Genomic DNA, 22078 nt, shown 5'->3' on the forward strand with positions numbered 1-22078 from the left:
ATATCAGAACAGCATTGGTTGTGTATCTGGTCAATATTTGTAATAATGAAAGCTTGTCCTGCATGACAACACGATTCTCCCATCACTATGTTTGTAGCATGTGAGAAAAGAAAAACGCGATGTTTTTACGATTTATTCGAAATATCTTCAACTACATACTCAACAATATCCGAAAGCCCGCAATCCAGCGCCTTGCAGATGCGTTCCAGCACACCGTAGTCGATTTTACGGACACGGTCGTGATACATGGCGTTGATGGTCGTCTTGGATACACCTGTCATACGGGACAGTTCCGCCATTTTAATGCGCCTTTCACCCAGCAAAGTGGATAATCTACAATGAATAGCCAAATTTTGCACCTCCATTTTTCTTAGTATAACATTTTATAAGTCCTTTTGGCAAGTTAAATGATAAAAAAGGCTCTGTAGGTGATACAAACGCCCTTGACTGTGTTATATCCGTGTGGTAATATAGGCTTAACAAGAAGTTTAATATACCACTTATAGAGGCTAAAAGGAGGAGAATATGTGTCCCATTTTTCCATATCTGGACAATTTATATTTTGGAAACTTGAACCCAAACGAGAACCTACATTCATCAGATCCTGAATTCAATGAGATTCAAAAACAAGCGTGTGAACTGGAAGATCAAATCGAAAGCAAACTCAATCTTTTAGATAAAGATCTGTTTCACGCCATGTTGCATACGCGCGGCAGCGCATCCGCAATGGAGGTTCGGGAGGCCTTTGCCGTGGGATACCAAATTGCCACAAACCTATTACTGGAGGCGCTTGGATTTAGAAAGCAGGATGAGGAAGGCGGCGAAACAAATTGAAGCTGGAGGCGTTGCTGAAAGAGAATATTGCAGATTTGCCCATCTCGTTTACGGAGCACTTATACGCTGCGTTTTCAGAAGCTCAATCCGATCTCTGTATGCGTAATAAGGAGCGTAATGCAGAATATCAGCGCAAGGAAAAACAGTACAGCCAGGTCTTTGATGAAATCCGGAACCGGCTTGGTAAAAATCGCAAGCTGATGCTTAAGCTGGAACGCTTGCAAAATGAAATAAGCTCCATGGACTGCGACCTTATCTATCTTCAGGGGTTTATCGATTGCGTTACGCTGCTCAAATTGATTCAGCTGATCTAGGCGGCGCAGGAGGAGAATATGGAAATTAAAGTGAAACGAATCATCAGTTGGTCCTGTTTGCTTTGTGAATTATTGCTTTTGCCGGCATGCACTACCAAAGAAACAGCAAGCTCTGGCTCTGAAGAGTTATCCAGAGTGCAATCACTAGATAGCATACCGGCGGAAGCACCGACAATAACACCTACAGAGCCGGCATCAGAGCTTTTCTCCGCTGTGTATACAGTGGCAAGTTTATCTGGGGAGCCATCAAATCCCTCCCAAATCACTGAAAGCTCCTCAGAAGTATCAGAAAATAAAATGAGCTCCTCGCCTGAAAGAGCGGTTTCTTCACCATCCAGTGAAGCGACCGCAGCACCGCAAACGGCTTCTTATCCCCCAGAGGAAGCGTATCAGTCGGAAACGTCGCCTCCCGAACTTTTTGATACACCGCCGCCGGTACTTTCTGACGCCCCAAGAGTGGAGGCGATGGGAAGCGCATATCTTTATGATTTATTGTCAGGAGTCAACTCACATAGAAGCAAGTCCTTGAATATGGATGCTGATTTATCAGTCTCCGCACAGGCGCACGCGGAGGAAATGGCACAGTCGAAAAGCTTGTACCACTCCTGCTCCGGTGTTGAATCTGTTGGGAAAGGTGCCTTTGAGGACGGGGTAAAAGAGGGCTCCATGCTGACAGTACATTGTTCAGACCTAGCTTCTGAGGAGCTTATACGGATTGGTGCAGGAGCGGCGCGAGATGAAGACGGCTCAATTTATGTCTGTATTTTGGGAAAAACTTATTAACCTAGTGATCGTATGTGATATGGATTATGAAGGGATCAGAAATTTACCGAAATGTCGCTGAAAAGCTAAGGCTGCTGCGCACTCTCACTGGCGTTTCTCAACAACAGGTTGCCGACTTCATTCATGTAAACCGCTCCACCTACTCCTATTATGAATTAGGAGCAAACAAGCCGCCGCTGGATGTCCTCTGCGCGTTGGCAGAGTATTTTGATGTCAATCTTGGCTATCTGACAGGGACGGAAGAAATCAGACCTGGACACAAGTTTTATACGCTTTTATAATATGGAATAAACGCAAGGAACCCGCCGCGTCACTTGAACACGGCGGGTTCCTTGTACTTTTTTAATCCGAGAATCTTATTTCTCCGACATGATCTTCATAGTAATCCACTCAGGCTTAGAATCCGAATAACGCATAGTACCATCACGGAGCAGAAATAGTGTCCCTTCGGCAGTACCGTAAGGCCTGTCCGTTTTTTGCATTTTCGTGTCCACAAACAAATCCGTTCTGATTTGAATGATAGCGTAGATGTCTTTGACGTTGATTTCACTGTTATTGCACGGCAGAAACATAAACATATCCTCCTTTCCTAAATTGGAAACGAATCCGCCTTCCGGAGCGACTTTTTCGTCTCAACTATAATATGAAGGACATTGACCGGATTTAGTAACGCTGAACCGTCGTTTTTCACCCAACGGTCGTTTTCAAAAACGGACCCTCTTTAGAAAGGGGTGAGAGCATATTGAGTAAAAACGGCCGGAGGGCCAAATAAACCGCCGGATGCGAATATAGACGGCCGGAGCTCCGATAACCGCCGTTTTTCTCATGGATTCTCTCACAATCGCGGTTGCCGCAGCCTGAAAAATATTTTTCCAATCCTGGAGACATATGCCGGTCTGTCATACTCTGGGTATGACAGAAATCCATAAAGAAAACGATCAAGCGGCCTGCACTTGCGCCCAGCGGGGGCATGGTGCAGACTGTTTTTTGTTTTCTGAGTAGTTTTAGCTGAAACTTTTTAGAGCTTGGCAGGAGAGAAAACAATCATAGCTCAATTCTCCTTTTCTATCTGTTTCATAAATCCTTTCAACCTCCTGCATATTTAAGTTGTCAGCAAAATGAAGAAAGGAGTGAAACGCGATGCTGTGTGTTTGCACAGAAAGAAATAAAAGGAAAGGGGGTTGCACAGATGAGGAAAACAAACAATCAAGCGCCGTACGTCCGTGAGGATACGCTGCTTAAAACCGTGGAACAGATGAGCCGCATCAGCGGTATTGGGGAAAACAAACTGCGCCAGCTGATTGAGGACCGGCAAATTGAGTATGTCGAGAATGGAAACCGAAAGCTGCTGGTGGAAGCCGCGATTTGGGATTGGTACGAGCGGAATAAAATCCGTGTGAAAAAGGAGGCGGAGTAATGTCGGTATCGACGAGACAGGTAAAAAACAAGAGAGATGGAAACGGAGCTTTGACAGGCAAGGCAGGTGTTGTCTATGATGTCAACGTGAAATACCAGCAGCAGGGCAAATGGAGAACCCATGTGAAGAAAGGCTTTGCCACAAAGAAGGAGGCTGTCCAGTATGAGGCGGAGATGCGCACGAAGCTGGCAAGCCCATCCTATTCCCCTATTGACATGGCAAAGGGCAAGCAGACGGTTCAGGAGTACATGGAGACCTGGGTAGAGCAGCACGGCAAGGCCAATCTGCGCCCCAGCACCTTTGACGGCTACAAGAGCTACATCCGCAACCATATCGGGCCCCATATCGGCTACGTACAGCTGCGGGCGCTCACACCCGCTATGCTGGATGAGATGTTTCAGAAGATGTTTGACGAGGGACTGTCCCAAAGCTCTGTACGCTACACCCAGCGCATTCTGAGCGTGGCGCTGGAGGCGGCGAGGAAATACCGCTACATCGACCATAATCCAGCCCGTGATATTCTGACCAAGTTTGGAAAACAAGGAAAAACGCCTGACCCGTACACCATCCCGCAAATGCAGCAGCTATTTGGCCTGCTCACCGGTACTGAATGGGAGATGATCGTCATGCTGGCGGGCATGTACGGTATGCGCATGAGCGAGATTCTGGGCCTGAGATGGCGCAATGTGGATTTGGAAAATGGCTGCTTCTTAGTAGTGGAACAGCTTCCCTATAAGCTGCCAACAGGAACAACAGAAGTTAGTGAGATGGCTCCCGTGAAAGGAAAGGGAGCCGATGGCTCCGGCGAGCGCACGCTGCCGATTACCGAGGTGGCAAGAGAGTATTTCGAAAGACAGCTGGAGCTTCAGGAACGTCAACGTAGCCTGGCAAGAAACGGCGGTGGAAGCTATTATGAAAACGACCTGGTCAACGCAAAACCCAACGGCGCTCCGAACCGCCGGGACAGCGTATCCGCGAATTTTGCCCAGTTGATCCGGCGGCTGAGTTTGCCTCACCTCCGATTCCACGACCTGCGCCATTCGGCGGCAACCAACATGCATCAGCTGACCGGAGACTTTTATACCGTGGGCATGATCCTGGGCCACAGCCTAAAGGGTACGGGTCTCCAGCTTGGGATTTCTACCAACTTAGACGCCGTAACCGCGCAGTATGTGGACGTGAGATTAGAACGCAAGAAATATGTGCTGGACGCTTACCACAACGCACTATTCCCGAAAGCGAATACTGAAAAAAACGAGGAGAATCGGCAGAACGCCGAATGAATACCCCCAGATGGCTTTAGCAATTTACAAACCCTGTTAACACTTCTTATCACCAAAATGTCACCAGAGAATCTAACCAAAATGCATAGGATGAATGAAGAAAAAAATTGTGGTGCCAATGTCACCACAAAATTGGCACCATTTCATTGAAACCTCGAAAATCGAATAGTGAAAGGCAAAGAGAAAACCCGCACAAACCTAGTGTTTGTGCGGGTTTTTGGCGGAAGAGGTGGGATTCGAACCCACGTGCCCTTGCGGACAACCGCATTTCGAGTGCGGCTCGTTATGACCACTTCGATACTCTTCCGTATCATAAATATGCAGTTTTAGGAGATTATCACATTATTTCGAGTGCGGCTCGTTATGACCACTTTGATACTTCTCCATGTTGTAAATATTCAGTTTTAGCGGAAGATCACATGATTTTGAGCACAGGCTGTTACAGCCACTTCTACACGCTTCCAGCTATCAAACTATCGCCGATATCTTCCATGCCTTTGTTATGGATCATACTCGTGCAGCGAACATTAATATATTACCACATCTTCCCCCTAAAAGTCAAACTTTTTTTCATATTTTTCAGAAATTTTTGTTCCTGCAAATACCTCCGGAATAAAGTTGCACTCCAGCTTATATCATAATACTTTTCACTCTTTCCACAAACCGTGTACTGTCATCAAAAAAGAATTCATTTCATATGATATTTCAGAGAAAATTTTTCTGGGAGGGGTATTCTATGCCAACCGTTTTGCCATATAACCGTCAAAGGGCGTTTGACTATGCCGAAGCATGGGCGTACCGCCGCAACCCGAATTATCTGGATTTTTCGGATCTCGGCGGAGACTGCACCAATTTTGCTTCACAATGTCTGTACGCCGGAAGCGGCGTCATGAACTATACGCCGATCTACGGCTGGTACTACAACAGCTCCAGCGACCGGACGGCATCCTGGACCGGCGTGCAGTATCTGTACAACTTTCTGACCAGCAACAAAACCCAGGGCGTCTTTGCAAGCGATACCACCATCGACCGCATGATGATCGGCGATATTATACAGCTCGGCAACTACTCAAACGAGTTTTACCATTCCCTTGTCGTCACCGGTGTGGGCAATGAGCCGGATGAAAGCAACATTTTGGTCAGTACCCACTCCTTCGACGCGCACCAGCGGCGGTTGAGCTCCTACACCTATGCCAACATCCGCTTCCTGCACATCGAAGGCGTTCATAAAAGCTGGTGAGCCGCTAAAAACAGCGCTTCTGATGACTTTTTCCGCAATGGCCTTCCTCTTCACAGCGGTAGCAGATCTCGTTGTCGAGCGGCGACTCGTCAAAGTAGGCTTTCAGATTGTCCATTGTAACCTTGGCGATATTGTGGAGCGCTTCTTCGGTCAGGAAGGCCTGATGGGAGGTCACAATGACATTCGGCATCGCAATCAGCCCCGCCAGTACATCGTCGTCGATGATAGAATAGGACAGATCCTCATAAAACAGGTCGCTCTCCTCTTCATAGACATCCAGTCCCGCTCCGGCAAGCTGCTTATTTTTCAGCGCAGCCAGCAACGCTTCGCTGTCAATGAGCGCGCCGCGGGAGGTATTGAGAAGATAGGCGGTGTTCTTCATCTCGGACAGGGCCTTTTTATTTATGATGTGGTCGGTTTCCTTTGTCAGCGGGCAGTGCAGAGAGATGACATCACTGCGCCTGCACAGTTCATCAAACGGAACGTATTCGAAATCCGCATCCTTGGCGGGATAGGGGTCGTAGGCAATCACCTGCATGCCGAATCCCTTGCAGATGTTGATGAATACGCGTCCGATCTTTCCGGTGCCCACCACGCCGGCCGTTTTCCCATGCAGGTCGACGCCGATCAGATTGTTGAGACTGAAATTGTATTCCCGTGTTCGGTTGAAGGCCCGGTGGGTTTTGCGGTTCAGTGTCAGCAGCAGCGCCATCGCATGCTCTGCCACCGCGTATGGGGAATAGACCGGTACCCGCACCACGTGCAGTTTACCATAGGCATGCTTGAAATCGATGTTGTTATAGCCCGCGCAGCGCATGGCGAGGATGCCGATCTTTTCCCGATGCAGCGTCTCGATGACCGGCTGATCGATCGTATCGTTGACAAATGCGACGACTGCGTCGCAGCCGGCTGCCAGCACGGCTGTGGAGGCGTTGAGGTTGGCTTCATGATAGATGATCTCAAAGCCATATTCCTCCTTCATACGGTCGAAATAGATGCGGTCATACGGCTTCGTATCATAAAATGCGATTTTCTTCATAGCGGTTCGCCCTCCCTTTTTCTGTTAGTATGCGTTCCTCTAACCCCTGCTATTCCTCCAACATTCTCACCTTCCCCTTCCGCTCCATTGAAAAGGCGCTTTCACCCAGGTGAAAGCGCCTTTTCTGATGATATGAACCATTGTCTGTCGATGCCTTTGATGCTTGCTTATGAAAGCGACGCGCCGAAATCAAACGCCTGCTTGGGATAATCGGTCTTCTCGATATCCTCGCGCGTGTAGACGCCGAAGGCTGTGAGCGAACCGACATCCTGCCAGCCGAGATATTGACAGACCGTCTGATAGTGCGCCTTCAACGCATCCACCGCCCATTTGTCCTGATCGCCGCAGGTGACCAGCAGAGCCGTTTTCTTGGCATTCTTCCGCAGAACCTCGTTGTTCGCAAAAAACCGGTCGATGACCCGCTTCATCTGTGCCGTCATGCCGAAGTAATACAGCGGCGTCACGAACACGACCATATCACAGCCAAACAGCACCGGGTTCAGATCGGTCATCGCATCCTGGTAAACACAGCTGCTCTCGTGCTCCCAGCAATACATGCAGCCCTGGCACGGGTGGACATTCTCAAACGCGGCGTCAAAGCGGACAACCTCATGTCCGGCGCTGAGCGCGCCCTTGATGAAGGAATCCGCCAGAAGCGCGGAGGTGCCCTTCTTATGCGGGCTTCCGGTGATGACAAGTACTTTCATATACAATGCCCCCTTTTGCAGTCATTCCCCCTGCCGTATCCAACATGCTCTGCTGCCGGCAGCGGATGTTTCCCAAAACAATCATCAGCCTGTTTTAAGACTCGTGATGACGCTTGTTAAAGATCAGCTTGCGGATGGTGCCGATCGGCAGGATGATGATGACGCCGAGTACCACAACGGCCCATTCCTGCAAATTGAGGCCGGCTGTACGCAGGATGGCGCCGCCGATATAGGTCATCAGCACCTGCACGACGACAATCAGCGCCATGACGCTTAAAAAGCCCTTGTTGGCCGTGATGCCCTCAAAGATGTTGATCTTATCGGTGCGGACGTTCAGACCGTTCAGCATGGCCGACAGCACATAGAAGCAGAAGAAACCGGTCAGGAAGTAAAGGTCCGCGTTGCCCGCCGGTCCAGCCCTGAACAGCGTGCGGAAGAACGGAACCAGCAGCACCACCAGACAGGCCGCGGTCAGGTAGCCGCCGACCGTCAGGATGCTCGACCACATGTTTCTGTTGATAATCGATTCGTCGCGGCGCTTCGGCTTTTCCTCCATATAGCGCGGCAGCGGCGGTTCACCGCCCAATGCCAGCGCCGCCAGCGTGTCCATGACAATGTTGACCCAGAGCATCTGCGTGACCGAAAGCGGCGTTCCAATGCCCAAAAACGGGCCGATGAAGGCAATCAGCACGGCGCTGACGTTGATGGTCAGCTGGAACACGATGAATTTGCGGATGTTGTTGAAGATGGTGCGTCCATACAGCACGGTTTTGACCACCGAATTGAAGTTGTCGTCCAGGATTGTGATGTCGGCGGCCTCCTTGGAAACCTCGGTGCCGGAGCCCATTGCGAAGCCGACGTCGGCCTTCTTGAGCGCCGGAGCGTCGTTGACGCCGTCGCCGGTCATACCGACCACCAGGTTCAGCTCCTGCGAAATGCGCACCAGCCGGCTCTTGTCGGTCGGCAGCGCACGGGCCACAACGCGCAGCTTCGGCAGGATCTCCTTGAGCTGCTCGTCGCTCAGCGCGTTCAGCTCATCGCTGGTCAGCGCAAGGTCGTTTTCCTGCTGGACAAGGCCCGCGTCGCGCGCAATCGCGAAGGCTGTTTCCTTCTTGTCGCCGGTGACCATGACGACCTGGATGCCCGCTTTGCGCGCCATCTCGATGGCGGTGACCGCTTCGGGGCGCAGCTCGTCGCGGATGCCGACCAGCCCGATGAAGGTCATCTCCTTGAGCAGGTCGTCGCCGATCTGATTGGACGAGGTCGCAAACGCCAGCACGCGCATCGCCTTGGTGGCCAGCGCGTTGATGCGGTTTTCGATCTTCGCCTTCATCTCCGCGGTCAGCGGCTTCACCTGCATATCCTCATCATAGTAATATGTACAGTACTGCAGCAGTTTCTCCGGCGCGCCCTTGATCAGCGCGCGGTCCTCGATCTCGGAGGCCGAGTACTTGTTTTTGGAGTTGAACATCAGTTCATCCTTGATGCTGATGTTGTAGCCGATATACTGCCGCTCGCCTTCGACGCCCAGGAATTCATGCAGCGCGCGTTCGGTCACGTTGCCGCCCGAAATCTCCAGCTTGCCGCTGTTCTCGATACAGACCGCGTTGGTGTTTCCTTTAATGCTGATCAGCAGCATCTCGCGCAGCTTGTCCGGTATGGAACCGTAGTCCCCATACTCCCGGTCCTCGGAGGAATAGAAGCTGACGACCTGCAGCTGCCCCTTGGTGATGGTGCCGGTCTTGTCGGAGTACAGGATGTTGAGGCTTCCGGCCGTCTCCGCACCGTCGATCTTTCGGATCAGGATGTTGTCTTTCAATAGCTTTTTCATATTGAGCCCGGATACCAGCGCGATCATCATCGGCAGGCCCTCCGGGACCGCCACGACGATGATGACGATGGCCAGCGTGACCGAATGCACGACGTCCATAACGATCTCCTGCCAGTTGGCCATGGAGAAGTAGGTCGTCGCTTCCGGCGCGATGCTCGGGTTTAAAAACATGCAGTTGATCATAAACGCGACGGCGATCAGCGCGCCGCCGATATAGCCGAATTTCGAGATGTTGTCGGCCAGCTTGCCAAGCTTTAATTTCAGCGGGGATTCCCGGTCGTCCTCCTCGCCAAGCTCCTTGGCAAGCTTTCCGAACTGGGACGTGTCGCCGACGCATTTGACCAGCATGACCGCCTCGCCGCTTGTGACGACCGAGCCGCGGTACACCTTGTGCTCGTCGAGGAAATCGACCTCGTCGGGACTGAACGCGTAGTCCTGAGCGGCCGCGGTCTTCTCGGCTTCCTCGCTTTCGCCGTTCAGGCTGGCCTGGTTGACCTTGATCTCCCCGTCGACGATGACGCCGTCGGCGCTGATCTTGTCTCCGGCCTGCAGAAGGATGTAGTCGCCGACCACGATCTCGTCGATCTTGATGTCGCTGATCTTGGTCTGACCGCCCTTTCTGCGGAACACCCTGCAGATGATCTTGGAATATTCATCCTGCAGTTTCTGGAACAGCTTGTTGTTGGAATACTCGCTGTAGGTAGAAACGGTGGTTGCAAGCACGACGGCAATCGCGATGCCGACCGCCTCAAGCCAGTCTCCCCATCCAAGCAGCGCAAACACCAGCGTGACGACCAGCGCTACGGTCAGAATGCGGATGAGCGCGTCGCCGCGGAAATTTGCCCAAAGCTCCTTGAGGAAGGAGGTCTGCTTCGGCGGGGTCAGCATATTGCTGCCGTGTTCTTTTCGGCTTTTCAGAACCTCTTCTTCATTCAAGGGGTTCATCTTGTGTGTGATCATCGGTTCATCTCCTGTTCTCTTTCTCAGTCTTATACTGCAGATGATGGTTCAAAAAATGCTCCATTACCTCCTGACTGCCCAGAATGCCCGGGCTGTCGGAATAGTGTATCTCGAAATCAGGATGAATCTCCTGTAATTCGCAGCCTGCCAGGGAATAACGGATATCCGACGCCTTCAGCATCGGGATATCAAAGTAGGAATCGCCGAACGACGTTACGCTGTCCGCCTGTTCCCGTTCCCTGATATACAGCAGTGCGCGGGATTTGTCGACCGCCAGCGGGGAGAGATAGAGCTTCTTGCCCTGCTCATAAAGCTCCCATCCGCAGTCGTGGTAATACATGCGCAGCTGCTGGTAGGCACGGCGGTCGAACCGTTCCCCGTCGGTGAAGAACACCGCCATGTATTCGTACCGCTTGGACATGCACAGGATACCGCCGACCTCATGAAGAATCTGATCGATCGCCTCATCGAAGCCGAACTGTGTCTGGGCGGCCAGCGCGGCGACGATCTCCCCATACAGCTTGTCCGGGCGGTCGTCGCGGTAGATATACAGCCCGTTCTGCGTGACGACATAGTCACAGCGTCCTTCCTGCACAAACCGAATCCGTTTCGCCTGCTCGATGCCGCGCATCGTGTTGGCGACCAGAACGGTTCGGCGCATGATCTCCTGAAAATAATAATAAGCCCTCGGCGTCATGAACGAGCAGTCGACGCCCTCGCGCTGCTCGACCGGCACAGTTTGAACCTTTTTCGGGTCGAACCGGCGCTTCGAGAAGATCAGCGTACGGTCCAGATCGGTTGAAAAGATCATAGCTCCACCCTCTTTTGATTGGATATCAGCCCGCAGCAGATGTACGGCATGTCGCGGTAGACTTCCACCGGGACGTTCTTTTCCTTTGCCAGCTGGAGGATGTGCGCAACCTGTGCGCTTTCCGTATCCTGGAGCAGGATGCGGTCGGGCACCCGGCGCAGCAGCACGCGGGTGGTCTCCCCGATGCTCGGCTTGACACGGTTGATGTCATCCACACCGAACACCGCTGCAATCTCCCGGACCGCCGACATCCCGCGGAAGGTCGGCGTGCGGTCCTCGCGCAGCAGCGCGTCCAGCATCCTTTGCGCCTGGGCCTGTACGTCCTCAAACAGCTCCGTCACGCCGTCCAGGTAGAATGCCGTCAGGTCATCATTTTTGAACTTTTCATACACCTTGACGCCGTGGTAATCGTCGGGGCCGATGAAGGCTTCGTTCAAAACACTGCGTGAAATCAGCCCGCACACGGTGCTGTTCAGGCAGCTTGACGGGTTGACAAAATCCTCCCGGGTCGCGTACAAGTCGGTGCAGCAGGCCGGGTCGGACAGCACCGCCAGAACCGGCCGGACAGCAGTTCCATATTTCTTGTTAAAAACTTCACAAGATTCCTTCAGCTGGGATGCAATCATCCCCTTGCCGGTCCATCCGTCGACAAACACCGGCGTGCAGCCGGGATGGGCGGACAAAATATCTTTGAGGGCGTTTTCATCAAAGCCCACGCCGCGTATAATGGAAAGCCCATAGTGCGCGACTTCCCGGTGAAGATACCTCTGTGCGTACCGGCGCATCAGCACGCCGGCCGGCGTGCCCGCGCGCACCAACGAGACAAAGACCGGATGCGAGAACTCCTGCAGCACAAGCTGTGTGAGCACGGCTGTGTAGAGCGCAACCCTTCCGCAGTTCTCCCGGAAGAGCTGATGAAAGATCTTCATATATTCCTCGGACGGCAGCTTTTCGATTGGCAGGTCCATACAGTAGTGCCGTCCATGTTGTATCTCTTTTTCCCGAACGGCGGTCGGCCGTTCTTCGACAAGGCTGGAGACATCCTTGAGAAGCAGTGTGACGTCCTCCTCTAAAAAGCTGCCCTTTGCCCTGTTCTGTTCGCGTATCATTGCATGCCCCCTTTTTTGATTTATAAGTATATCATAAATATCTGATCGATGCCACCATCTTTTAAATAAACACACAATTCTTTTAAGCCGGTTTCACAGGTGTGCCCGGCCTCCACAAAGAGGAATGCCCGCTCATACTGTCCCGGCACGACATTGTAGAGATATCCCGCCGCGCTGTAGCAGTCCGGCGCATGATAACGCACACCGCATTCGATGGCGGAGCCGGCATTCGGGTAAGGCATTACCGGGCTTTGGGTCGTGGACTGACAGCGGGAATTCTCATCCAGAAAAGCCGCAAGCAGCATCGGCAGGAAGATAAACTCCCCGGTGCCGATGTACGCCGTCCTGCTATGGGTCTGTCCGTGAGCGGGCTTCTCATCTTCCGCCGTCTTATTTGGTATCCTGCCGGATATGGCATCGGGTCGATCATTTGCCGGTATTCCCGCCTGGTTCTCTCCCAATTGCAGCGTCATCTGGTAATCTTTCAAGCGCAGCGCCGCCTTTCTGCATCGGTCTGCCAGTGCGTCGCGCTCCGCCGCCGTCAATCCAAACCGCCCCTGTACAGAGAAGCTCTCCTGCCCTTCCCCGGCAAAATCTTTAAACAGATCCCGGCAATCGATCCTGTAAATGGTGCCATACATTTCCCCGCTTTTACCGCAGAAAACAGTATGCGAAGCTTCGTCCCGCATTTTGTGTGCCTCTCCGTTACCGTTCTCAAACGGCTCCCGAAGAATGGCAGAACTATTCAGGATGTCTCTATCCAATTCACAATTGCATGCTGTGGCATGCGGAGCTTCGTTCTCCGTCTTGTGTGCTCCTCCATCGATCTTTTCTAACGGCTCTCGGAGGCTGGCTGAACGGTTCAGGCACTCCTTGTCCGTTTCGCAGTTGTTCGCTACTGCTTTTTTATCCTCGGAATCCAGCTCAATCCCCTGCCCTTTTCCCCGGTAATCCGCAAGATTTTTCGGCTGTGTGGGCATCGTGTAGGACACCTGCCGGATCCGGCCGCGGATCAGGGACAGGACTTCAATCTGTATCCGCAGTTCCTGCTCAAGCTGCCGGAACTGTTCGAGATGCTCGTCCCCGCGCCAGTCAAGCAGCGTATAGATCGTGTAGCTCGTTACGCCGAACTGCCGGTGCAGCGCCCGGATCAGGTTGCGCATCGTGTTGCCGGTTGTCAGCTCGTCGTCAATCAGCGCAATTCTTCTAAGCCCCTGCATAAAGGAGGACAGCCGTCCCAGATACAGATAATGCTGCTTTGCGTGCGAATGCTCCTCCAGAAAATCGAGGAAGCTGTCGTCATCCGCTTCTACACGGGTCGTATTCACATAGGCGCAGTCCCCACCGAAGCTGTCGAAAACGCTCTGGGCAAGCCCGGTCGCGGTCTCGGCAAAGCCGATGAACAGTGTCCGCCGCTCTTTCGTCAGGATGTTTCTGCTGTGCATCAGGCGTGCATACACCGTCTCAAAATCCGCCTCGGAGTCTCCGTTTACGATGTCCGCAAAGAAGGAAAGCTCTGCTTCATCATGCGCCGCATCGTTTCCCGCACAGCTCAGCAGCTTGGCGGCCGACAGCATCCGTTTCGGCGCGACCGGCAGATGCTTGCCCAGCACCCTGCTGACGAACAGAAACGGACGGTTCGGGTTTTCCCGGATGCTCACGCCGAACAGCGCGTCCGGGCGCAGGCCGAAGCGGGTCCGCTCCAGCTCCAGCGTCAATTCGAGCGCATCCGCTACACGGTAAACACGTTTAACCGGCTGGTTCATGCGTCGCCCTCCTCTGCTGAAGCCCGGATTTGCCGCATAGGTTCTTCCACCAGGTTGGCCGCGCCGATGCGTCTTTCATGCTCGTGCTTCAGAAAGAGTTCGACCAGCTCCCTGCAGCCGGTGTCCGGGCGGTAGACGCCGAACGTCTGCGCGCGCTTCAATATTTTATTCGCCCAGATTTCATGCGGGCGAAGTTCGTTCATCTTGTTGTGGTAATCGCTGGAGATCACGCCGTTTCGGTCCGGATCGGCCTCGGCGATCGACTTCGCGTCGATATACTGCTCGTAATCGACCGTGTGCACCGACTGGATCGGCACCAGCTGCATTGGGTGCACGGCGGTTTTGCCGAGCATCCCGTTTTCCAAATTCAATGCGGTTTCCTTCATCAGGAATTCGATCTCCTCATAGCTTCCGGTGCGTTCAATCTCCTGTACGCTTGTGAAGTATTCCCAGACGGGGCCGCTCACGGTGTATTCATCCCGGAACGCGAACACCCGGATGATATCCTCCATACAGCTTCGCATGATGCCGATGTTGTGGACATGGGTGCTCTTCCGCCGCCGGATGCCGTACATGCCGCACAGGTCGGTCGCGCCGACGCGGATGTTCAGCACATATCGCCCATACCTGCTTACGATATCGCGGTACTCCCGCAGGGTGCGCAGGCGGTCGGTGCTGGTGATGAACTCCGCCGATTCGATGATCGGCATCGCGTAGAAGATCTGCGTACTCTTTCGATTGATCTGCGCGGTGAGTTCCAGATAGCGCGGCAGGCTGTCAAGCGTGACCTTCGGGAAGACGGCGCCAGCCAGGATTTCGGCATGCCCGCTGAAAAAATCCTGCAGCGCTTCGAGCATCGGGACATCCTTGACCCGCACAAAGATCAGCGGCAGACGCTCCCGGTTTATCCGGCCTTCCTCCAACGCTTCTTCCAGCAAAGCGGTCTGCCGCTTCAGGTTTGACATGCTCTTTTTGCGCACGCCGTCCCCGATCGCATCCTCCAAACAGATGCAGACCGCCGCCGCGCCGGTGATCTTTGAGGCGATCAGCAGCTGGGCGATGTCCTCGCGGTCGGCCGGGATATACAGCAGCGCGCCGAGCGACGTGCGCAGCAGTTCCTTGTCACTGTCACGGAAAAAGGGTCTTGGAATCCGATAAAAGAGCCTGTCCGACTCCTCTTCTGTTAAAAATTGATAATACTGCAATGCATCAACTTCTCCCATGTTTTGCTGATTTTGAAAAAAGGGATGATTCTGAAATCATCCCTTTCCATCTTCTCTTTTGACTGTACCTTAGACATCCAGCCCGTAGGTCCTGCACAGGGCTTCGAGTCCGCCGTTGAAGCCGGAGCCAACCGCGCTGAACTTCCATTCGCTGCCGTAGCGGTAGATTTCCGCGAAGACAATCGCGGTTTCGGTCGAGTAATCCTCGCCCAGATCGTACCGCAGAAGCTCTTCGCCGGTCTGCTGGTCTACCAGGCGGATGTAGGAATTGCTGACCTGGCCGAAGTTCTGCCCGCGTTCGGGCGCTTCGAAGATGGTGACGGTCACGACGATCTTCTGGATGCGCTGCGGCACCTTGTCGAATTCGACCATGACGCTCTCATCGTCGCCTTCGCCCTCGCCGGTCCGGTTGTCGCCGGAGTGCGTGACGCCTTCGCCCTGCAGGTTGTTGTAGAAGATGAAATCCTCATCCCGCTGGCATTTACCGTTCTCCCCAACCATGAATATCGATGCATCCAGGTCGAAGTCATAGCCGCTGTCATACTGCTTGACATCCCAGCCCAGTCCGATCATCGCGATTTTCAGGGATGGAGCGGCCTTGCTCAGGCTGATTTTTTGTCCTTTGGACAGATTGATTGGCATGTAAGATGCACTCCCTTCTATCTATCGATCCCGCTTTCCGGAGCGGGATATCCTGTTATCGGTAACGCTGAACCAGATCGTTGAGTCCCGCATCCTGATACGGCTGCCCGATGGCGTTGAACTTCCAAGCGCCGTTCCGGCGGTAGATCTCGCCGACCACCAGAGAGGTTGCGCCCGCATAGTTCTCGGTCAGGTTGTAGCTCGCGATGGTTTCACCGGAATCCCGGTCCACAATGCGGATGTATGCGTTCTGCACCATGCCGAAATGCTGCCTGCGCGCAACGCAGTCATAGATGTTGACGACAAAGACCAGCCTTTCCACCGCCTGCGGGATGGTGGCGAGCGTCACATAAATCTGCTCGGAGTCGTCCATACCGGTCATCTTGCCGCCGACCAGGTTGTCCCCGGCGTGGACGACGCTGCAGGACGGGTCCTGCTTGTTTCCGAAATAGACGATGTTATTCTTGTGATCATATTTGCCATCCTTGTTCAGCAGCAGAACCGATGCGTCGATATCGATTTCGGTCTTGCCCTTGAGCGAAGCGAAGAAGCCGCGCCGTTCAGGCTGCGCTTCCTTCCATCCAAGTCCGATCAGCAGGTTTTTAAGCTGCGCGCCATCCTTGGAAAGGTCGATTTTCTGGCCTTTCTGTAAAGAGATTGCCATTCACATTCCCCTCTTTCCTATGTTCGTCCCGGCAGGATGCCCGCATCCGCCGGTGAATGATTTTCAAAATACCGATTTTCTGCCGCCAAGTGCCGATTTCAGTTCCTGACGGGAGGACTTTCGTTCAACCACATTCATCGTCAAAATGGGCAGCGATCAGTGCGGTTAGACCGGATGCCCGTTTCGGGTCAGCAGGTTCTGTCCGTTATATGCTGAAACCGTGGCGCCCCATCAATCGCACTCGCTGTCAAATTTGGCAGCGATGAACGTATAAAATCTGATGATCCGATCCGGCACAGCAAATTCATTCTGCGCTGTTATACGCTGAGGCCGTAATTGCGGCAGAGCGCTTCCAGGCCGCCCTGGAATCCGCTGCCGATGGCCGCGAACTTCCATTCGCCGCCGTTGCGGTAAAGCTCCCCGGCGATGACCGCGGTTTCCACCGAATAGTCCTCGTTGAGATCGTATCGGATCAGCTCTTCCCCGCTGTTCACATCGACAATGCGGATGTAGGAATTCTCAACCTGTCCGAAATTCTGCGAACGGGTGGCCGCATCGTAGATGGTCACGGTGAAGGCGATCTTCTGCACATCGGCAGGAACGGTGCTGAGCGTGATGGTGACCTGCTCGTCGTCGCCCTCGCCCTCGCCGGTGCGGTTGTCGCCCATGTAGACGACGCTGCCGGATGCGTCCTGCGGGTTGTTGTAGAATACAAAATTCGTATCCTTCTCGACAGAGCCGGATGCGCCGGTCATGAAGACCGACACGTCGAGGTCAAATTCCCCGCCGCCGTCGTATCGGTTGACGTCCCAGCCAAGTCCGACCAGAATTTTATCGAGGCCTGCGCGGCCCTTGGTCAGATCGATTTTCTGACCCTTGCTCAAATTGATAGGCATTTGTAAAGCCCTCCTTTATCGATGCGTTACGCATTCATCTTTGCTTTATACTCTTCTTTGATCTTCTCAAGCCGCTCGGCATCCTGTTTGCGCTTTGCGCTGGCCTCTTCCTGGATACGCTGCGTTTCGTCGATGCCGTTGACAATGGTCCGCCAGGTCTTTTCGAGCGTCTCGATCTTGACCGAGCTGCCGGATGCGAGCTGCGCGGTCAGCTTGGTCTGCAGCGCGGTGTTCTCGGCGTTCTTAATCAGCATCTCGTTGGTCTTGTCGTCCAGCGCCTGCATGGCCTGTGTCTGGAGCCGCTGGCGTTTGAGCAGGATGGCCTGTGTCAGCGCCTGCTTGAAGATCGGCATCGTGATGATAAACGCCGAATTGATCTTGCGGATCAGGTTCATGTTGCTGAACTGCATCGCCTTGATCATCGGGATTGACTGCATGGCGACATTCTCCGCAATGCGCAGGTCCTGTACGCGCTGTTCCAGCAGCATTTTGCCCTGCTCGAGGTTGTTGATGTCGAACTTCAGCATGTTATCCTGCGTCTGTTCAAATTTCTGGTTCAGGTCCGCAAGGTAGGTGTCGATCTCCTTGAGTCCCTGTTCGCCGGCCAGGATATATTTGACAAGCAGCTGGTAGTAATCCAGATTGGTCTGGAACATCTGCTCCAGCGTTTTGTTGGAATCGTTGATCTCAGATTCATAGGTCTTGAGCTGGAGGTAAATCTTGTCCACCTCGTCGCCCATCGTGTGGTATTTCGCCAGAATCTGTTCGAGCTTCTTCTGGGCGGAGTTGAACATCTTCTGGAAGAAGCCGGTCTTCTCCTCCTCGGCAATCTCCTCGAGATCGAACTGGTCCATGATCTTCTTGAGATGGGTCAGCATCTGGGACGAGCTGCTGAGCTGCTGCATGTTGACGTTACTGAGCACCGCGTCGGAGCACTTGGAAATCTCGGTTGCGGCGTCGTTGCCGAAATACAGGATGCTGTTCGGGTCGTCGAGCGTGATCTTGCTGACAAGAGCGTCCACCTCCTTGGAACCTTCGAGCTGCTTGGCCATCTGATCCCTTTTCTGGACGAGGTCAAAGCTTTCGACTTCGGCCGGTTCTGCGGTCGTCTGGCCGGAACCGCCGGAAGACGGCGTAAACTGGAGTGCCATTTACGAATTCCTCCCTTTTTTAAAGATACGGTTGAAGATCGATCCCACGCCCCCATCCAGCATGGAGGAGGTGCGCAGGTCCGGTATCTGCAGATTGTACAGATACGGCCCGATGTCGTACTGTTCGAACGCCGCCGGGCTGATGTATTTCTCAATATTGCGATACCCGGTCGGCGTGAAGATGACGATGTCAAAGCCGACAAGGTTTAAGAATGCGATAAAAATGCAGTCCTCGAGACTGAGCATCGACTCATAGATATCGACCAGTACCAACTTCGGAAGCTGGCCGACATAGTCGAAGTTCTGCAGCATGCGCAGGATAAAGCGGTCCATACACAGGATGGTCGCCGCAATCAGCGGGTTTACGTCCCGGTCATAGTCGCTGATCCATTTTAAATCGATCAGCTCCTGCATCTTTTCCAGGATGGTGTCCTGCAGATCATCCGACAGGTAGTCGTATGGATAGCCCTTGGTGCGCTTGATCGTCTCAAACTGCACCTCCCCGTTTTTGACAAAGCGCAGACTGTTCGAGACCATCGGGTTGGCGATATCCAGCTTGATAAACGGAATCTGCGTGACCAGAACGGTCTTGTCGGTGATCAGCCTGCGGACATTGTCCCAGTAGGCATTGATCTTATTGTCCTCAATGCCGGTGATCTTCGCAAAGATGTTCGGCACCGTGACATAGCCGTCCTTGGTCTCGAAGGATGGCCGGTACTTCGCCTCCTGCTTCCACAGGATCTTGATCTCGTCGAAGGTGGTTTTCAAAGTGACCGGGCGCACACGGGTGAACTGCCGGCGGCGGTACATGCCGGTATCGCTGTACATGATCTCATCCAGCTCCCTGGATGCCTGATAGGCGGCGGTCGCGACCCGCACCTTCGTCTCGCGCTGCGGATACGGGAACACCGCCGCGCTTCCCGCAAGCTCCTCGACCTTTGCGTCGATCGACTTGGCATGCTGCATCAACAGCTCCTTACAGGATTTGTCCGGGTTGATGTACACGATGTCGACGCCCATCCGCGACAGGAATTCCAGAAACATCAGCTCATAGGCCGTGATATCGCCATAATAGACGACTGCCGGCTGATGCTCAAACTGGTAATTGGCGTACAGCTTCGACTGGAAACGGCCCAGCCAGCAGAGCAGGCGGACGCCGTGGTTGTACAGCCTGCCAAGGCTGCCTTCCTCCTGCTGCTCCATGATCTGCAGAAATGACCGCTGTGCCAGCAGCGTCAGAATCCGGTCATCGCAGACATGGATGCGCGACACAAGCTCCCAGAGCAGCGTCTGGCGGTCGGTATTCGTATACTGGATATCCTTGTAGGGCTGCGTTTCCTCAAAGGTCGGGTTCATGAGCTTCTGATCGATCAGCAGCCAGTTTTTCTTGGAATGCTCCAGATCCTCCTTGAGGTGAAACAGCCGGTTGCGGTACTCGTCGAGGTTTGCGTCCACGCCGAGATAGACCGCGAAGAAGTTGAAAATTTCCGGGTTCACGGACCGATGGCGTTCGCTGTTGGAGAGCAGCAAAACCTCCAGAAACGGCCGGGTGAGCCAGTCGTTTGTGCTGACGGCGTTCTGCATGCCGTCGATCATCTGCCGCAAATTCTGCGTTTTCTGCCCGAGTTCCTGCTCTTTCTGCAAAGCGGCGAGGTCAATCGGCTTGCGGATGCGTCCCAGGACCGCTTTAGAAAAGCGGGATTCCCGGTCGGTCTTCAGATAGCTGTCATCCGACTGGAAGTTCACATAGGCGACGTCGCAGCCGCTGCAGGCCAGAATATACAGCATATAGACTTCATATTTCGAGATATCGCCGATGTACAGCACCTTGGGCGGCTCGTTTCCAAGCGACTTCATCACGGCGCCGAAGATGTTGTGCATCCAGCACATGAATTTGATATAGGCGTTCTTGAGGATATTGTCGTTGACGTTCTGTTTTTTCAGCTGGTCGAGCAGATGGTGTACGGCTTCGCTGACAGCAGTCACCTGAAACGGTTTCAGGCTGCCCATCCAGAGCCGGATGTTCTGCTGGATCGTATGTAAATCATACCGATAGTTCGTTCCAACTGCCTGATAGAACTGCTGGGTTTCCTCGATTGTGGGGTTCGGGATGGTGCGGTCCAGAAAGATGCCGTTCTGCCGGGCCTTTGTGCGCAGAGTCCCCAGAAAAGCGGCAAACGCCCTTTCATCATCATACCCGATAAACCGCGTGAAGTACACGCCTTTCTGCGGGCGGCTGTTCAGTTCCTTAAAGTAGTCGTCTCTGTGCCCCAACGTCAATATCGGAAACAACCCGCAGCCCTCCTCTATCAAAAAATTGTTTGTTTAACCTTTAACAAATCGTTCGGATTCTTTCTTATTATACTATACTCGCACTTTGATTTCAATAGAATCCCTTCACAAACCGGTTTCATGCTGCATTTTTCCGTTCGGATTCTTCCGCTGTGCATACCGTTCTGCAAAAAATCAGCCCAGCGCGACGTCCAGCACCATCATGATCACAAAGCCGAGCATGGCGCCAATCGTGCCGGCATGCGAATGATGCTCGCCAGCGTGCGCTTCCGGCACCAGTTCTTCGACCACGACATAGATCATTGCGCCAGCCGCAAAGGACAGCAGGAACGGCATGACGTGCACCACCGTCAAGGCCAAAACCACGCCGAGCACACCGGCAATCGGTTCCACGATGCCGGACAGTGCGCCGTATATAAACGACTTCGGTTTTGAAAGGCCTTCCTTCTTTAGTGGCAGTGATATGGCCGCACCCTCCGGGATGTTCTGCAGCGCCATGCCCATCGCGAGCGCCATCGCGCCCGAAAGCGCCGCCGGGGAACCGGTCTGAGATGCCAGCGCAAAGGACAGCCCGACCGCCATGCCTTCCGGGATGTTGTGCAGCGTCACGGCAAACACCAGCATCGTGGTGCGTTTTAAGGAGCTGCGCATCCCTTCCGGCTCATTGAAGCCCGCGTGCAGATGCGGCAGCAGACGGTCCAGCAAAAACAAGAACAACCCGCCGGCCACAAAGCCGCCAGCCGCAGGAATCCACTCGCTGCCGCCCTGCTCCGCCGCCATCTCAATGGACGGAATCAGCAGGGACCAGACCGAAGCCGCAATCATGACGCCCGCCGCAAACCCCAAGAAGGCTTTGTGCATATTGACGTTGACTTCCTTGCGGACCAAAAAGACCGCCGCCGCGCCCAGCGCCGTCGCCAAAAAGGTGAATCCCGTACCCAGCAATGCCAAAATCAACGGATTCTCCATCTTTCTCACCTGTCTTTCCAAAATGATGTTGCTCTAAGTATAGCATAACCAGCCGCGGTTTGAAATAACAAAAACAAGTTTTATTCTTGACAGGGCCGCTTACGATGGGAATCTGACCAGCCGTTCTCCGCCGAAAAGCCGCATTTC

At 53.5% G+C, this 22078-nt stretch carries 21 protein-coding genes and 1 tRNA gene; 7 read left to right on the top strand and 15 right to left on the bottom strand.

The window, feature by feature from the left end; genetic code table 11:
- Positions 1-125 precede the first annotated feature (125 nt).
- Entirely contained in the window at positions 126-365 is a 240-nt protein-coding gene (locus BN348_RS07485; RefSeq protein ID WP_040197218.1) for a helix-turn-helix domain-containing protein, read from the bottom strand.
- A 160-nt stretch (positions 366-525) separates the two neighbouring features.
- Here BN348_RS07485 and BN348_RS07490 point away from each other — a divergent pair, with 160 nt between their 5' ends.
- The 6 genes from BN348_RS07490 (at position 526) to BN348_RS07515 (ending at position 4631) form a co-directional block, all read left to right on the top strand.
- Positions 526-834 carry a DUF6809 family protein gene (locus BN348_RS07490; RefSeq protein WP_040197219.1) on the top strand — a complete coding sequence of 103 codons (309 nt, stop codon included), beginning with the start codon at positions 526-528 and terminating at the stop codon, positions 832-834.
- Positions 831-1148, top strand: a complete 318-nt coding sequence (locus BN348_RS07495; protein ID WP_040197220.1) for a hypothetical protein — start codon at positions 831-833, stop codon at positions 1146-1148. Before BN348_RS07490 ends, BN348_RS07495 begins: the two co-directional genes overlap by 4 nt.
- A gap of 18 nt (positions 1149-1166) precedes the next feature.
- Positions 1167-1931 (top strand): CAP domain-containing protein, encoded by a 765-nt coding sequence (locus BN348_RS13900; RefSeq protein ID WP_156136451.1) that lies wholly within the window; start codon positions 1167-1169, stop codon positions 1929-1931.
- 26 nt (positions 1932-1957) lie between these two features.
- On the top strand, positions 1958-2212 hold the full coding sequence (locus tag BN348_RS13590; protein WP_082020850.1) for a helix-turn-helix domain-containing protein: 255 nt from the start codon (positions 1958-1960) through the stop codon (positions 2210-2212).
- Positions 2213-3120: 908 nt separating this feature from the next.
- Positions 3121-3348 (top strand): DNA-binding protein, encoded by a 228-nt coding sequence (locus tag BN348_RS07510; protein WP_040197223.1) that lies wholly within the window; start codon positions 3121-3123, stop codon positions 3346-3348.
- The gene (locus BN348_RS07515; RefSeq protein WP_040197224.1) at positions 3348-4631 is read left to right on the top strand and encodes a tyrosine-type recombinase/integrase; all 1284 of its coding nucleotides are present in this window, start codon (positions 3348-3350) and stop codon (positions 4629-4631) included. The genes BN348_RS07510 and BN348_RS07515 overlap by 1 nt, the downstream gene beginning before the upstream one ends.
- Positions 4632-4849: 218 nt before the next feature.
- On the opposite strand, the gene BN348_RS07520 is transcribed toward BN348_RS07515, so the two are convergent.
- Positions 4850-4938 (bottom strand) — tRNA-Ser (locus BN348_RS07520).
- 429 nt (positions 4939-5367) lie between these two features.
- On the opposite strand from BN348_RS07520, the gene BN348_RS07525 reads away from it, so the two are divergent.
- Positions 5368-5871, top strand: coding sequence for an amidase domain-containing protein (locus tag BN348_RS07525; RefSeq protein ID WP_040197226.1), 504 nt, complete (start codon positions 5368-5370; stop codon positions 5869-5871).
- 4 nt (positions 5872-5875) lie between these two features.
- Here BN348_RS07525 and BN348_RS07530 read toward each other — a convergent pair whose 3' ends face one another.
- The 13 genes from BN348_RS07530 to BN348_RS07590 all read right to left on the bottom strand — a co-directional run bounded on the left by BN348_RS07530 (position 5876) and on the right by BN348_RS07590 (position 21931).
- Positions 5876-6910: a 2-hydroxyacid dehydrogenase gene (locus tag BN348_RS07530; protein ID WP_040197227.1), complete on the bottom strand. Its 1035-nt coding sequence runs from the start codon at positions 6908-6910 to the stop codon at positions 5876-5878.
- A gap of 167 nt (positions 6911-7077) precedes the next feature.
- A complete protein-coding gene (locus BN348_RS07535; RefSeq protein WP_040197228.1) occupies positions 7078-7617 on the bottom strand; it encodes a flavodoxin family protein in 540 nt (179 codons plus the stop codon).
- A gap of 94 nt (positions 7618-7711) precedes the next feature.
- The gene (locus BN348_RS07540) at positions 7712-10408 is read right to left on the bottom strand and encodes a calcium-translocating P-type ATPase, PMCA-type (RefSeq protein WP_242844324.1); all 2697 of its coding nucleotides are present in this window, start codon (positions 10406-10408) and stop codon (positions 7712-7714) included.
- Positions 10409-10412: 4 nt separating this feature from the next.
- Positions 10413-11219: an HAD family hydrolase gene (locus BN348_RS07545; protein ID WP_040197229.1), complete on the bottom strand. Its 807-nt coding sequence runs from the start codon at positions 11217-11219 to the stop codon at positions 10413-10415.
- Positions 11216-12328 carry a cysteine protease StiP family protein gene (locus tag BN348_RS07550; RefSeq protein WP_040197230.1) on the bottom strand — a complete coding sequence of 371 codons (1113 nt, stop codon included), beginning with the start codon at positions 12326-12328 and terminating at the stop codon, positions 11216-11218. The genes BN348_RS07545 and BN348_RS07550 overlap by 4 nt, the downstream gene beginning before the upstream one ends.
- A gap of 20 nt (positions 12329-12348) precedes the next feature.
- A complete protein-coding gene (locus BN348_RS07555; protein ID WP_040197231.1) occupies positions 12349-14094 on the bottom strand; it encodes a phosphoribosyltransferase domain-containing protein in 1746 nt (581 codons plus the stop codon).
- On the bottom strand, positions 14091-15299 hold the full coding sequence (locus BN348_RS07560; RefSeq protein ID WP_040197232.1) for an HpcH/HpaI aldolase/citrate lyase family protein: 1209 nt from the start codon (positions 15297-15299) through the stop codon (positions 14091-14093). Before BN348_RS07560 ends, BN348_RS07555 begins: the two co-directional genes overlap by 4 nt.
- 87 nt (positions 15300-15386) lie before the next feature.
- Positions 15387-15959: a TerD family protein gene (locus BN348_RS07565; RefSeq protein ID WP_040197233.1), complete on the bottom strand. Its 573-nt coding sequence runs from the start codon at positions 15957-15959 to the stop codon at positions 15387-15389.
- 55 nt (positions 15960-16014) lie between these two features.
- Complete coding sequence (locus tag BN348_RS07570; protein WP_040197234.1) at positions 16015-16623, bottom strand: TerD family protein; 609 nt, start codon at positions 16621-16623, stop codon at positions 16015-16017.
- Between the two features lie 317 nt (positions 16624-16940).
- Positions 16941-17519: a TerD family protein gene (locus tag BN348_RS07575; RefSeq protein WP_040197235.1), complete on the bottom strand. Its 579-nt coding sequence runs from the start codon at positions 17517-17519 to the stop codon at positions 16941-16943.
- Between the two features lie 26 nt (positions 17520-17545).
- Positions 17546-18670: a toxic anion resistance protein gene (locus tag BN348_RS07580; RefSeq protein WP_040197236.1), complete on the bottom strand. Its 1125-nt coding sequence runs from the start codon at positions 18668-18670 to the stop codon at positions 17546-17548.
- The gene (locus tag BN348_RS07585) at positions 18671-20962 is read right to left on the bottom strand and encodes a YceG family protein (RefSeq protein WP_197068305.1); all 2292 of its coding nucleotides are present in this window, start codon (positions 20960-20962) and stop codon (positions 18671-18673) included.
- A gap of 174 nt (positions 20963-21136) precedes the next feature.
- Positions 21137-21931 (bottom strand): ZIP family metal transporter, encoded by a 795-nt coding sequence (locus BN348_RS07590; RefSeq protein ID WP_040197238.1) that lies wholly within the window; start codon positions 21929-21931, stop codon positions 21137-21139.
- Positions 21932-22078: the final 147 nt, after the last annotated feature.

The sequence above is a fragment of the Candidatus Soleaferrea massiliensis AP7 genome, from assembly GCF_000820765.1.
In the GTDB taxonomy this organism is placed as follows: Bacteria; Bacillota; Clostridia; order Oscillospirales; family Ruminococcaceae; genus Soleaferrea; species Soleaferrea massiliensis.